Source organism: Ruegeria sp. CH10 (genome assembly GCF_056537125.1).
The window spans coordinates 207954-220781 of the sequence record NZ_JBQFQY010000003.1; the positions used below are offsets into that span (position 1 = coordinate 207954).

The window sequence follows — 12828 nt, forward strand, 5'->3', positions numbered from 1 at the left end:
TACCCTCAAGTAAACCCATTTGGCCGACCCGCATAGCCCCTATTTTACCGCTAACATCGCAAAGCCGCCATGACCCGTGATCATCGCAGCAATGGCGGCGCGTCCTTGGGCTGGCGCGCGGATTGCACACCTGCCTTCATGCCCACCCCGATCCGCCGGGCCAGCGCAACCCAGGGGGTGGCCGTTTCCGGGGGCAGGGTTTGGGTGGCGACCTCTTCGAACAGGTCCAGCCAGTGGGCGAACATCTCGGGCTTCACATCCGGCCGCTCGCTATGGACCCGCTGCGGATTGCCGTCATAGCTGCGCTCAAACAGGATGGCGTTGCGCCAGAAGGCGGCGATCTTGTCCTCATGCGCGGGCCAGTCGTGGACATGTTTGTTGAACACCGGTCCCAGCACTGTGTCCGTGCGCACGCGGGCATAAAAGGCGCGGACCTGCGCGTTGATCTGGTCCGGTGTCACGGGAAAGCGCGGCGGCAGGGTGGGGCGGGTCATATGCGGTCCGTTTTCGACTCTGTTTCTGGCGGATACCCGGTTCGGGCGTCATGCAACAGGTGTGGTTTTGTCGCGCGGCTCAGGCGTCAGTAGGTGCCGGATCAGGGCGACGGGATGCGCCTTCAGGCTAAGGCGGGTGGCCACGTAATCCTCGACCACCTGTTCGCCCAGTGTCATCTGCGGCAGATAGGCTGCGGGTTCATCCAGCGCCTCGCCCTCCAGATCCTGCGAGAACAGGGGCAGGGGCTTGGCGGTGGCGATCGCCTTGGCCTGCCACAGGGCTTCGCGCCGGGTCAGGTCGCAGGCGGCAAAGGCATCAGCCTCGGCCAGCCGCTCGATGACGGATGGCCCCAGCCCTGCGCGTCGCCAGACGTCATCGACCTGGGTGTAGCCATTGCCCCGCGCGGCGGTCAGCCAGCTGGCGTCTTCCTCGCTCAGGCCCTTGATCTGGCGGAACCCCAGCCGCAGCGCCAGCCCGCCGCGCCCGTCGGGTTCCATGACATTGTCCCAGAAACTGGCATTGATACAGACCGGGCGCACCTGCACCCCGTGTTCGCGCGCATCGCGCACGATCTGGGCAGGCGCATAGAACCCCATCGGCTGTGAATTCAGCAGCGCGCAGGCGAAAATCCCCGGATGGTGGCATTTGATCCAGGCTGAGGCATAGACCAGCAGGGCGAAACTAGCCGCATGGCTTTCGGGGAAGCCGTAAGAGCCAAAGCCTTCGATCTGCGAAAAGCAGCGCTCGGCAAAATCCTGTTCATAGCCGTTCCGTTCCATCCCGCGCAGGAACAGGGAACGGAATTCGCTGACATTGCCGTGCTTCTTGAAGGTGGCCAGTGACCGCCGCAGCCGGTCCGCCTGTTCGGGAGTGAACCCCGCGCCCACGATGGCGATCTGCATGGCTTGTTCCTGAAACAGCGGCACGCCCAGCGTTTTGCTCAGCACCTCGCCCAATGCGTCCGAGGGGAAGCTGACCTCCTCTTCTCCGTTCCGGCGACGGATATAGGGATGGACCATGTCACCCTGAATCGGGCCGGGGCGGATGATGGCGACCTCGATCACCAGATCATAGAAATCGCGCGGCTTCATCCGGGGCAGGAAGTTCATCTGTGCCCGTGATTCCACCTGAAACACGCCGATACTGTCGGCCTTGCAAAGCATGTCATAGACCACTGGGTCCTCAGGCGGCAGGGTGGCCAGCGTATAGTCGGTGCGGTGGTGCTGCTGGATCAGGTCGAACGCCTTGCGAATGCAGGTCAGCATCCCGAGGCTGAGGACATCGACCTTGAGGATACCAAGCGAGTCGATATCGTCCTTGTCCCAGCAGATGACCGTGCGGTTTTCCATCGCGGCGTTTTCGATGGGGACAAGTTCGTCCAGACGCCCCTCGGTGATAATGAAACCGCCCACATGTTGCGAGAGGTGACGGGGAAAGCCATCGATCTCATATACCAGTGATAGAGTCTGTTTCAGGCGGCGATCCTCGGGGTCAAGGCCGATTTCGCGCATCCGTTCGGCCTCAAGCCCCTTGGCCGAGAAGAACCCCCAGAGCTGCGAGGACAGGGCCGAGATCGTGTCTTCGGTCAGGCCCATGGCGCGCCCGACCTCGCGGATGGCGCGCTTGCCGCGATAGTGGATCACGGTGGCGCACAGCCCCGCGCGGTGGCGGCCATAGCGGTCGTAAATATGCTGGATTACCTCTTCGCGGCGTTCATGTTCGAAATCCACGTCAATATCGGGCGGCTCGTCCCGCGCCTCGGAGACGAAGCGTTCGAACACCATCGTGCCCAGCTCGGGGCTGACCTCGGTGATGCCGAGGCAGTAGCAGACGACGGAATTGGCCGCCGACCCGCGCCCCTGGCACAGAACATCGCGGGACCGGGCGAATTTGACGATATCCCGGACGGTCAGAAAGTAGGGTTCGTATTTGAGCTTGCCGATCAGGGTCAGCTCATGCGCCAGCATCTTTTTCGCCTTCTCCGAGGCCCCCGCCGGATAGCGCCAGTTCAGCCCCTCATGCGCCAGACGGTGCAGGCGTTGGGTCGGGGTTTCCTGATCGTTGCCTTCGCTGGGATATTCATAGCGCAACTCATCCAGTGAGAATTGCAGCTGTTCGCTGAGGACATGGGCGCGGGTGACGGCCCCTTCATGGTTTTTGAAGATGCGCCGCATTTCGGCCTCGGACCGCAGGCGTTGTTCACCATTGGCCAGCGCATCCCGGCCCAGATCATCCACCTTGCGGCGCAGGCGGATGGCGGTCAGGACATCACCCAGTTTGCGGCGGGTGCCGTGGTGCATCATCGGCGCAGCACTGGCGAGGGTCGGGATGCCGAGTTGCCGTGAATCAGTCTCTAATTCGTGAAAATATATACTATCGGCGCCATCGTACCGAGGGTGCATCAACAGATGCATCCGTCCCGCAAAGCGGCGCGTCAGCTGTTGCGCCTGTGTCCGCCATGCGCCCGCGCCGCCCTGCGACCGGGCCGCTTGTGGCCAGAGGAGCAGGTGGAGACCGTCGGAAAACTCCATCAGGTCCGACAGATGCAGGATGCAGTCGCCTTTCTCAGCCCGCAGGCTGCCCTTTGACAGGATGCGGCACAGGTTGCCCCAGCCCTGCCGGTTCAGGGGCAGGGCGGTGACGGTGGGCGCGTCGGTAAAAATCAGCCGCGCCGCCGGGATCAGGCGCGGCACCGCGTGGATCGGGTATGAGGGCGGTTTCGGGATGTGATCGGGGCAGGGCGGGCCGATGGATGTGTTCTGCGCCTCCCACTCCAGCCGTTCACGCACCTTGCGGGCGATCTCGCGCCCTTGAGTATGGGCGCGCACGATCCCGGCGACCGAGTTGTCATCGGCAATTGCGATAGCGGGCAGGCCCAGCGTCACGGCACGCTGCATGTATTCCTCGGGGTGCGAGGCCCCGGTGAGGAAGGTGAAATTCGACGTGATCGACAACTCGGCATACATGGCGAATCCTTATTATATTCACCTTTTGTTCTTTTTCGAGTCCTTTGCGCAGGAAACGGGTCGCCTGAGGTCATCGCGACGGGCAGGGTGATCAAAAAAGGAGAGACATCATGCAGAAAATATCCGCCCTTCCCACAGATCAGGTTCAGGCCTATCGCAACGGCGCACCGGACGGCTATGGCAACCCGCCCGAGCATGCGATTTCGAACGGTGAGGGGAACCCGTGTCGTCACTGCCTGACTTACATTCCGAAGGGAAAAGAGATGCTGGTTCTGGCGCACAGGCCCTTTCCCAGAACGCAGCCATTTGCCGAAACAGGACCCATATACCTTTGTGCAGAGCCTTGTCAGCGTTATGAGGGACCTGCCGATCTGCCCGAGGCACTGACCGCATCGCCCAACTATCTGATCAAGGGATACGGTACAGATGACCGGGTTGTTTACGGCACCGGGGTCATCACGCCACAGGCGCAGTTGCGCGCAGCGGCAGAGACCATATTCGCGCGTGATGACGTGGCTTACATCCATATCCGATCAGCGCTGAACAACTGTTACCATGCGCGGATCGACCGTGCCTAAAGCTTGACCCGGTGCATGCCGCGACGGGGTTGGTCCTGATCATCCATCGGCGCGTCGTCGACGCGTGAAGAGGTCAGGGCGAGGAAGACATCCTCAAGATCGGCCTCTTCGGTGCGGACGTCGCGGATGCGGATGTTCGCGGCGCGCACCGATTCCAGAACCTGCTCGGCGCTGGTGAGGGCGCTGCGATATTGCAGCACGACACTGCCATCGTCGCGCAGCGTGGCCTCGACCCCCTCGGATGTGGGCAGATCAGTGACCGGCGCGTCGGGGACGATCACCATGGTGCGGCTGTCCATGCGGTTCAGCAAATTGGCGGTGCTGTCCTGCGCGATCTTTTCGCCGTGGTTGATGATGGCGATCTCGTCGCACATTTCCTGTGCTTCTTCCAGGTAATGCGTGGTCAGGATGATGGTCATGCCCTGTTCGTTCAGCTTGCGCACATTGGCCCACAGCATCTGGCGCAGCTCGATATCCACCCCCGCAGTAGGTTCGTCCAGAACCAGAATCTTGGGATGATGCACCAGCGCCTTGGCCAGCAGCAACCGTCGCCGCATGCCGCCTGAAAGGGTGCGGGCATAGGCTTCGGCCTTGTCGGCAAGCCCGACCAGTTCCAGAATCGCGTCACTGCGGCGCTGCGCCTTGGGTACACCATACAGACCGGCCTGAACCTCCAGCGCGCCGCGCGGGGTGAAAAACGGGTCCAGGTTCAGCTCTTGCGGCATCACACCGATAGCGGCACGGGACTGGCGCGGATGCTGATCCTGATCGAATCCCCAGATCGACACATTGCCCGCGCTTTTGACCACCAGACCGGCAAGAATGTTGATCAGGGTTGATTTCCCGGCCCCGTTAGGGCCCAGAAGACCAAAGACCGACCCGCGTGGAACCGTCAGATCAATGCCTTTCAACGCATGTTTTTCGGGCTGGCTTTTGCCGCCACGATAGGTTTTGCGCAGTCCCTCGATCCTGATTGCCGCATCACTCATGTGGCTCTTGCCCCCGGTTTACTCATCGCTCATAAAAGCACCTAAACCATGCCCGCGAGGCCGACAACCAATGAAGGATCGCCAGCCGTGACCATCGAAGCGCCGGAAACCAGGATCGTCGAAACCACCCGTGTCGCCTGCGACGGCGGCGAGGGGGCCTTGGGTCATCCCCGGGTTTGGCTGCAGATCCCTGAAGATACCGGCTGGGTCGAATGCCCCTATTGCGATTGCAAATACGTTCTGGCCGACAAAGACTAAAAAAACCGACACAAATCTGTTACACATGCTTCTCCTGCCGGAAGAAAGAGTCTAAATCCGGCGGGCTGGTTTTGTGATTTCAGGATGTGCTTCAGGTGTTCTTTCCACTGCAGACATTGCACCTTTCAGATCAGGAGCTTGTGGCCAAAGGCGGCCACAGAAACGTCTATGCCTGCCCCGAGCAGCCTGAGTTGCTGGTCAAGGTGACACGGCCACGGACACGGCGGAACCGGTCTTTTGCGAAACGCGTGGTGCGGCGTATGCTGCCGGATTCGGCGTTTCGCAATGCGCTCAAGGAAATTGAGTGTGAGATGAAAGCGGCGCTGAAAAGCGGTCTGGATATCTCGAACATGCCGCTGGCGCGGTCCTTTGGCATCGTCCAGACGGATGTCGGGCCGGGTCTGGTGGTTGAGCGGATTTGTTCGGAAGACGGCGCGCTTGCGCATGATCTGTTGTCCATCTGCAAGCAGCATGCGCTGACCGATGCGGTACTGGATGAGCTGAACGTGTTCGTGCGCAAGCTGTTCGAATTTCAGATCGTGGGCCGGGATATTCATGCGCAGAACATTGTCCACGGCATGCGGGATCAGGTGCGCATGTTCTTTCTGATTGATGGCTATGGTGAACGGAACCTTGTGCCACTGCGTACGCTCAGCCGTCGATTGAATGATCGGTCTCTGAACAAGCAGATGCAGTTGATCGCAGAGCAGACCGGGCTGATCTGGGACAAAACCGACCGCGCCTTTCGTATGGCCTAGATCGCTAACGGTTTATGCCTTTTCGGGCACAGCCGCGCCCTGACTGTCCCAACGATCCCCCTTTGCCAAAATCTCGCCGCGATTGTCGTGATATGCAGGAGTGCGGCCAAGAGAGGGGAGTGCAATGACGGATGTTTCTGACACGGATACTGCCAGCCCGGTCTTTGGATGGATCGGGTTTTGCGTTGCGTCAGCTGCGATGTTTGCGGCGCTGTTTGTGTTTTGGGCCGGGCCGTTTGCGCCTCAGCAGTCCGCCGGGGTGTCGCTGGGTGAACTGGCGGCCGAGCTGGGTAAATCCACCTTGCGCTCCGCGGCTGGGTTGGACCAACCCGATCCCGTGGCGCGGACCCGCGACATGGATGATTTTCTGCGTATCGGTGTGGCCATGTTGGGCGGGCTGGCTATCGTTGTTTCGGTGATCGGTATCCTGCGCCACGAAAAGCGGCGCCCGGCCATTGCCGGTGTTGTTATCGGCCTGGGTGCGATCCTGTTTCAGTTCTTTGCTTTTGCTTTTTTCGCCCTGCTCGGCGTGATGGTGATCATGGCCCTGCTGAACAGTTTCTCGGACGTGTTCAGCGGGCTGTTCGGTGGATAGATGGTGACCTAAACAACCGTAGACGGAAGCCTCTAGAAAAGTATGTTCAGGTAGATGGCGGCGGTTATCAGCTGACGGGCTTTGCGATGTTCCGGCAGAGCGCTGCGGTGTCTATGTTCCCAAACTCATCCAGCAAAAACTGCTCCACGTTATGACCTGTCCAAACGCGCAATGGTTCTCCGTTGCTCATGAATCCCGTCCCGGACGCAGTGCCCGTTTCAGGGTGCTGATAGGTGAAAAAGGCCCTGCCGGTCAGGTCATTGTCACAGGTGATCTTGGCCTCGCCCAAACCGAAGGTGCCTTTTGCCGTCCATTCGCCATAGCATGCAAACTCGGCGCTGCTTTGACCCGCGAAGGTGCCCGAACTCCAGCCTATTGCGCGACCGGAAAAATAGATGCCGCCTTTGCCAAGGCAGGCCAGAATCGGCACGCAGTTGGACGCGTTTGTTTGATCCGAAACACAATCCTTCGGAAGCTTGGGGCCTGAATATGCCGGAGCGCCGACAAGAGTGATTGCGGTCAACAGCGGGATGGCGGATAAAATGCGCTTAACGAACATGATCAGCACTGTAAGGGGCGCGCCACCATGAGCAAGAGTGAATTTGGAAAAGGGTGTCACCTGCATCTGATCGACGGATCGGCCTTTATTTTCAGGGCTTATCACGCACTACCGCCGCTAACCCGCAAATCTGACGGGCTGCCGATCGGGGCCGTGTCGGGGTTCTGCAACATGCTGCAGAAATATGTCGAAGGAAACGCCGGACCCGATGCGCCGACCCATGTGGCGGTGATCTTTGACAAGGGCTCGCACACGTTCCGCAACGACCTCTATGACCTTTATAAAGCCAACCGCGAGGCGATGCCCGAGGATCTGCGCCCGCAGATGCCCCTGACCCGCGAGGCAACGCGCGCTTTCAATATCGCCTGCAAAGAGCTTGAGGGGTACGAGGCCGATGACATCATCGCCACGCTGGCCGTTCAGGCGCGCGCGGCAGGCGGGCGGGTGACCATCGTCAGCTCGGACAAGGACCTGATGCAGTTGGTGGGTGACGGCGTCGAAATGCTGGACGCGATGAAGAACAAGCGCATCGACCGCGACGGGGTGGTTGAGAAATTCGGGGTCGGCCCCGAACGTGTGGTCGATGTGCAGGCTCTGGCAGGTGACAGCGTCGATAACGTGCCGGGCGCGCCGGGGATTGGGGTCAAGACTGCGGCCCTGCTGATCAACGAATACGGCGATCTGGAGACCTTGCTTGACCGCGCCGAAGAGATCAAACAGCCCAAACGTCGCCAAACCCTGATCGAAAAGCGCGATCAGATCGAGCTGTCGAAAAAGCTGGTGCAGCTGGACGAAAATACTCCGCTGGATTTCACGCTGGATGATCTTGAGGTGAAAGACCCCGACGCCGAAACCCTGCTGGGCTTTCTGGCGGATATGGAGTTCCGCACCCTCACCAAGCGCATTGCCGACAAGCTGGGGACCGAGGCGCCGGTGATTGCCGACGCGCCCGCGCCGGTCGCTGAGGTGGAAGAGGCCGAGGCGCTGCCCTTTGATGCCACGAAATACGAATGTGTTCGTGACGCGGGGGCGCTGCAAAAATGGATCGATCAGGCCTATGAGCGGGGCTGGGTGGCTGTTGACACAGAGACCACGGGCCTGAACGAAATGATCGCTGATCTGGTTGGTATCTCGCTGTGCATTGAGGCCGGTGAAGCCTGTTACATCCCTCTGACCCACCGCGATGGTGCGGCGGATGATCTGTTTGGCTCGGACGCGCTGGCCGAGGGGCAGATGCCGCTGGATGAGGCTCTGACCCTGCTGAAACCGCTGCTTGAGGACGCGTCGATCCTGAAAATCGGGCAGAACATGAAATACGACGCCAAGATTTTCGCGCGCTATGGCGTGGATGTCGCCCCCATCGATGACACGATGCTGATGTCCTATGCGATGCATGGCGGTGAGCATGGGCATGGCATGGATACCCTGTCGGAACGTTATCTGAGCCACACGCCCATTCCGATTAAACCGCTGCTGGGTTCGGGCAAATCGGCGATCACTTTCGACAAGGTGCCGATTGATGAGGCCACCGCTTATGCCGCCGAGGATGCGGATATCACCCTCCGCCTGTGGAAGCTGTTCAAACCGCAACTGCATCAGGTGCAGGTAACGACGGTTTATGAAACGCTCGAACGTCCTCTGGTGCCGGTTCTCAAAGAAATGGAGATGCACGGCATCAAGGTTGACCGCGATGTCCTCAGCCGCATGTCCAACGCGTTTGCGCAGAAAATGGCCGGGTTAGAGGCTGAAGTTCACGAATTGGCTGGTGAGAACTTCAACGTCGGCTCGCCCGCGCAGCTGGGCGAGATTCTGTTCGACAAGATGGGTCTTGAGGGCGGCAAGAAGGGCAAGACCGGGAAATACTCGACCGGGGCGGATATTCTGGAAGACCTCGCCACCGAGCATGAACTGCCCCGCCGGGTGTTGGACTGGCGGCAGCTTAGCAAGCTGAAGTCGACTTACACGGATGCGCTTCAGACCCATATCAATCCCGATACAGGCCGGGTACATACGTCGTATTCGATCACCGGGGCCAACACGGGCCGTCTGGCCTCGACCGATCCGAACCTGCAGAACATCCCGGTGCGCACCGAGGAAGGTCGCCGCATTCGCGAGGCTTTCATCGCCGAGCCGGGCAATGTGATGGTTAGCCTCGACTATAGCCAGATCGAGCTGCGGATTCTGGCCCATATCGCGGATATTCCGGCGCTGAAACAGGCGTTCGCGGATGGTCTGGACATTCACGCCATGACCGCGTCCGAGATGTTCGATGTGCCGCTGGACGAGATGACGTCCGAGATCAGGCGGCAGGCCAAGGCGATCAACTTTGGAGTGATCTACGGGATTTCCGGCTTTGGTCTGGCGCGGAACCTGCGCATTCCCCGCGCCGAGGCGCAGAGTTTCATTGACCGGTATTTTGAGCGGTTCCCGGGTATCAGAGCCTATATGGACGACACCATCGCTTTTGCGAAAGAGAACGGATATGTCCAGACGCTGTTCGGCCGCAAAATCCATACGCCCGAGATCAACGCCAAAGGGCCGCATGCAGGATTCTCGCGTCGGGCGGCGATTAACGCTCCGATTCAGGGGACGGCTGCGGATGTGATCCGGCGCGCGATGGTGCGGATGCCGGATGCGATCGACGGGCTACCTGCAAAGATGCTGTTGCAGGTGCATGACGAATTGCTGTTCGAAGTGGCCGAAGACGCAGTAGATCAGGTGATCGGCGTGGCGCGGGACGTGATGGAAGGGGCCTCGGACCCTGCGGTCAAGCTGGACGTCAAGTTGAGCGTGGATGCAGGCCAGGGGGCCAACTGGGCCGAGGCGCATTGAGGCAGGCGCTGCTCATCAGGCCCGGCGGGCCCTCTTCGCAGCGGGTCAGTCCGTGGGACTGACCAGGCGGTTGACCACACGTTGTACCGTGGGGCCCAGCAGCAGGATCACGGTGAAGGCGATGGGCCAGCAAAACCCCCAGGACGCCATCCAGTCACCCAGCGTGGTGGGCCCAAACCCGATGGCCTTGACCGTCGCGATACCGGTCACGATGCAGGACATCAGGCCGGACATGATCAGGCTGAAAATGGCGCGGGCGTAACGGGCAGGGATCATATCGGGCATCCTGATTGTCGCGATGCGTTCACCTGCCTGATTTTGCCCAAAAAGACCAGAGCTAGCCCCGCATCCACCCCAGGCTGTCGGTCGTGCGGGGCGTCGATGGGGTATACTCGGCACTGACCCAGTTGATATAGCCCGCAGCCTCCATCGCGGAGAACAGGTGCTTGAAATCGGTGACCCCCCGACCGGGTTCCGAGCGATCCGGGGCGGCGCCGATCTGGGCATGCACCACCCGCGTATGAAAGCGTTCCCAAACGGTATGGGCGTCGCCGTGGATCATATGGGCGTGGAAGCTGTCATATTGCAGACCGACATTGGGGCGGTTCACATGGTCCAGCACCTCGGCTGCCAGATCGTAATCATTCAGGAAATAGTCGGGCTGGGACACCGGGTTGAGAGGCTCGATTGTGAACTGTTGGTCCGGGGCATAATCCGCGGCCCATTGCAGGTTCCGCACAAATGTATCCCGCGCCTCGGGGCCTGAGGCATAGCCTGACATGATGTGGATTAGCGCAGGTTTCAGCACACCAGCATAGCGCATCACACGGCGGATGTCGGATTGAAACCGTGCCTCACCCCCCGGAACGGCGGCATACCCAGGCTCACCCCCGGTATAGTTGGGTGGCGGGGCGTTGATCAGCACCAATTCAAGCCCGTTGGCCAGCAATGCGCGGCGGGTTTCCTTGGCGGCCAGATCATAGGGGAACAGAATCTCAACAGCTTTGAAGCCCGCTTCGGCGGCGGCCTGAAACCGTTCAAGGTAGGGAAGCTCGGTAAAGAGCAGCGAGATATTGGCGGCGAATTTGGGCATGCGGGGTCTCGGGGCGATTTCATGCTGACCTTAGCGGCAGGCTGACTTGGGTGAAAGAGGACCAAAAACGACAGATTGTCGAAAATCGACCAGAATGGTCGTTTCAAATCAACGACCCTCAGAGCCAACGCGGCGAATCAATTCCGATCCCCGTTCAACAGAAGGTTTGGCCCCATGGCGATGAGCCCTGACCCCGCGCGCGGGAACACCCTTTCTGTGTCTGCCGGACGCAGCCCGGTTTTGACTGGCAACGGGCTGGCGGTCGCCTCGATGCTGACCTGGGCGGCGGGGTTTCCGGCGGCTGAGGTGCTGTTGCAAAGCTGGCCGCCGGTTGCGCTGTTTGTGGCGCGGCTAGGGCTTGCGGTGGCGGTCATGGTGCCGATCTGGATCCTGATCGACGGGCCCAGCCGGGTTCTGGGGGCGCGGTGGGGCCATGCGCTGATGGTCGGCGGGGTTCTGGGTGTGGCCATGTTCCTGATCATTCTGGCGCAAAAGTTCACGGACCCAGTGACTGTGGCGATCATCGCCTCATGCGCGCCGCTGTTTGCAACTGTGATCGAGCTGGCGACGGGGGCGCGACGTCTGCGGTGGAATTTTGCGCTGGGCGTCATGGTGTCAATCATCGGGGGGCTGATTGCGACCAGCGCGCTGGCTCCGGCGCAATTGGGGCTGGGGGCCCTGTGTGCAATCGTGTCGACCGCCTTGTTCTGCTGGGCCAGCATGGCAACCGCGCGCGATTTTCCCGAGCTCAGCCAGACCGGGCGCAGTACGATTACCTTTGCGGGCGGGCTGGTCGTGGCCTTGATGCTGTTCTTTGGTGCCAGGCAGATGGGCATGCAGGTCATGCCGACCATCGCGTTTGATGTGCAGCAGGCCGGAATGCTGATGATCTATGCGCTGATCTCAATGGGGTTGAGCCAGGTGTTCTTCATCGCCTCGATTGGCAAGATCGGGGTGGCCCTGACCTCATTCCACATCAATATTGCGCCATTTTACGTGATGCTGATCATGCTGGCGATGGGGGATGAGTGGAATTGGACCCGCGCGCTGGGCGCGGGGATTGTTGCTGTGGCCGTTGTGCTGGCGCAGGATCGCCGCGTGGCGCGCCCGGCCTAATCGGGCAGGGCGTCAGACTGGATCAGCGGGAAAAACTGTCCCCCGGACCACACGCCGAACCAGCCATCGCGGTGGGTGGCAATGTCGACAAGGCGATAGAAACTCTTGCGGTCGATCCGCGCCTCAAGGTTTGTGCGAACCAATACATAGGGTGACGGCTCATCTGTTTCGGGATCGATGACAATTCGGATCGGATGGTCCGGCCCGGCCAGCGCGGTGTCGCCAACATGTGTTGTAAAGATCAGGTTCTGCGCCTCGCCCGTGCCCTCTGCGTCGAAATCGACGGCCACAAACGGCGCATCGTCGACAGTGATTCCCACCTTTTCGACCGGGGTCACCAGATAGTATTTCCCGCCTTCTTTCTTAAGAATTGAGGAAAAAAGCTTCACAAGCTCGAACCTGTTGATGGGCGACCCTAAATAACTCCAGGTGCCATCTTTGGCGATGCGGATGTCCAAATCGCCGCAAAACGGAGGATTCCACAGGTGAACAGGGGGCAAACCCTTGGTTTTGGCCGCTTTGACTGATGCAGCCAGGCCATCAGGGGAAGGTGTCACAGCTTTTTGTCCGCTCATTGCTTTTGCCATTT

The 12828-nt window shown here is 60.3% G+C and carries 13 protein-coding genes; 6 read left to right on the top strand and 7 right to left on the bottom strand.

The genetic code is table 11. The features are described from left to right. Positions 1-80: 80 nt before the first annotated feature. On the bottom strand, positions 81-494 hold the full coding sequence (locus ACRZ94_RS11215; RefSeq protein WP_480653297.1) for a group III truncated hemoglobin: 414 nt from the start codon (positions 492-494) through the stop codon (positions 81-83). A gap of 48 nt (positions 495-542) precedes the next feature. Continuing rightward, positions 543-3461, bottom strand: a complete 2919-nt coding sequence (locus ACRZ94_RS11220) for an error-prone DNA polymerase (protein WP_480797364.1) — start codon at positions 3459-3461, stop codon at positions 543-545. A 110-nt stretch (positions 3462-3571) separates the two neighbouring features. On the opposite strand from ACRZ94_RS11220, the gene ACRZ94_RS11225 reads away from it, so the two are divergent. After that, entirely contained in the window at positions 3572-4039 is a 468-nt protein-coding gene (locus tag ACRZ94_RS11225) for a DUF1203 domain-containing protein (RefSeq protein WP_480653301.1), read from the top strand. On the opposite strand, the gene ACRZ94_RS11230 is transcribed toward ACRZ94_RS11225, so the two are convergent. Continuing rightward, positions 4036-5028, bottom strand: a complete 993-nt coding sequence (locus ACRZ94_RS11230) for an ABC transporter ATP-binding protein (protein ID WP_480653303.1) — start codon at positions 5026-5028, stop codon at positions 4036-4038. The two genes, ACRZ94_RS11225 and ACRZ94_RS11230, sit on opposite strands and share 4 nt — an antisense overlap. An 87-nt stretch (positions 5029-5115) precedes the next feature. Here ACRZ94_RS11230 and ACRZ94_RS11235 point away from each other — a divergent pair, with 87 nt between their 5' ends. From ACRZ94_RS11235 to ACRZ94_RS11245, 3 genes are all read left to right on the top strand, one after another. Next, positions 5116-5286 (top strand): zinc-finger domain-containing protein, encoded by a 171-nt coding sequence (locus ACRZ94_RS11235; RefSeq protein WP_480653305.1) that lies wholly within the window; start codon positions 5116-5118, stop codon positions 5284-5286. Positions 5287-5381: 95 nt separating this feature from the next. Beyond that, positions 5382-6044, top strand: coding sequence for a YrbL family protein (locus tag ACRZ94_RS11240; protein WP_480653307.1), 663 nt, complete (start codon positions 5382-5384; stop codon positions 6042-6044). A gap of 124 nt (positions 6045-6168) precedes the next feature. Further along, positions 6169-6639, top strand: a complete 471-nt coding sequence (locus ACRZ94_RS11245; protein ID WP_480653309.1) for a hypothetical protein — start codon at positions 6169-6171, stop codon at positions 6637-6639. Positions 6640-6706: 67 nt separating this feature from the next. Here the strand turns inward: ACRZ94_RS11245 and ACRZ94_RS11250 are convergent, their stop codons facing one another. Beyond that, positions 6707-7198: a hypothetical protein gene (locus ACRZ94_RS11250; RefSeq protein ID WP_480653311.1), complete on the bottom strand. Its 492-nt coding sequence runs from the start codon at positions 7196-7198 to the stop codon at positions 6707-6709. 27 nt (positions 7199-7225) lie between these two features. Between ACRZ94_RS11250 and polA the strand changes: the two genes are divergently transcribed. Continuing rightward, a complete protein-coding gene (polA, locus tag ACRZ94_RS11255) occupies positions 7226-10030 on the top strand; it encodes a DNA polymerase I (RefSeq protein WP_480797365.1) in 2805 nt (934 codons plus the stop codon). Between the two features lie 45 nt (positions 10031-10075). On the opposite strand, the gene ACRZ94_RS11260 is transcribed toward polA, so the two are convergent. After that, positions 10076-10306: a DUF2798 domain-containing protein gene (locus tag ACRZ94_RS11260; protein WP_480653315.1), complete on the bottom strand. Its 231-nt coding sequence runs from the start codon at positions 10304-10306 to the stop codon at positions 10076-10078. Between the two features lie 61 nt (positions 10307-10367). Then, a complete protein-coding gene (locus ACRZ94_RS11265) occupies positions 10368-11123 on the bottom strand; it encodes a hydroxypyruvate isomerase family protein (protein WP_480653317.1) in 756 nt (251 codons plus the stop codon). Positions 11124-11297: 174 nt separating this feature from the next. On the opposite strand from ACRZ94_RS11265, the gene ACRZ94_RS11270 reads away from it, so the two are divergent. Further along, positions 11298-12239 carry a DMT family transporter gene (locus ACRZ94_RS11270; protein WP_480797366.1) on the top strand — a complete coding sequence of 314 codons (942 nt, stop codon included), beginning with the start codon at positions 11298-11300 and terminating at the stop codon, positions 12237-12239. On the opposite strand, the gene ACRZ94_RS11275 is transcribed toward ACRZ94_RS11270, so the two are convergent. Then, positions 12236-12814 carry a DUF1285 domain-containing protein gene (locus ACRZ94_RS11275; RefSeq protein WP_480653321.1) on the bottom strand — a complete coding sequence of 193 codons (579 nt, stop codon included), beginning with the start codon at positions 12812-12814 and terminating at the stop codon, positions 12236-12238. The two genes, ACRZ94_RS11270 and ACRZ94_RS11275, sit on opposite strands and share 4 nt — an antisense overlap. Positions 12815-12828 lie beyond the last annotated feature (14 nt).

What these genes read in the sequence shown, in the direction of transcription:
- ACRZ94_RS11215 (WP_480653297.1), bottom strand. Translation starts at nt 494, where the DNA reads ATGACCCGCCCCACCCTGCCGCCGCGCTTTCCCGTGACACCGGACCAG.
- ACRZ94_RS11220 (WP_480797364.1), bottom strand. Translation starts at nt 3,461, where the DNA reads ATGTATGCCGAGTTGTCGATCACGTCGAATTTCACCTTCCTCACCGGG.
- ACRZ94_RS11225 (WP_480653301.1), top strand. Translation starts at nt 3,572, where the DNA reads ATGCAGAAAATATCCGCCCTTCCCACAGATCAGGTTCAGGCCTATCGC.
- ACRZ94_RS11230 (WP_480653303.1), bottom strand. Translation starts at nt 5,028, where the DNA reads ATGAGTGATGCGGCAATCAGGATCGAGGGACTGCGCAAAACCTATCGT.
- ACRZ94_RS11245 (WP_480653309.1), top strand. Translation starts at nt 6,169, where the DNA reads ATGACGGATGTTTCTGACACGGATACTGCCAGCCCGGTCTTTGGATGG.
- ACRZ94_RS11250 (WP_480653311.1), bottom strand. Translation starts at nt 7,198, where the DNA reads ATGTTCGTTAAGCGCATTTTATCCGCCATCCCGCTGTTGACCGCAATC.
- polA (WP_480797365.1), top strand. Translation starts at nt 7,226, where the DNA reads ATGAGCAAGAGTGAATTTGGAAAAGGGTGTCACCTGCATCTGATCGAC.
- ACRZ94_RS11260 (WP_480653315.1), bottom strand. Translation starts at nt 10,306, where the DNA reads ATGATCCCTGCCCGTTACGCCCGCGCCATTTTCAGCCTGATCATGTCC.
- ACRZ94_RS11265 (WP_480653317.1), bottom strand. Translation starts at nt 11,123, where the DNA reads ATGCCCAAATTCGCCGCCAATATCTCGCTGCTCTTTACCGAGCTTCCC.
- ACRZ94_RS11270 (WP_480797366.1), top strand. Translation starts at nt 11,298, where the DNA reads ATGGCGATGAGCCCTGACCCCGCGCGCGGGAACACCCTTTCTGTGTCT.
- ACRZ94_RS11275 (WP_480653321.1), bottom strand. Translation starts at nt 12,814, where the DNA reads ATGAGCGGACAAAAAGCTGTGACACCTTCCCCTGATGGCCTGGCTGCA.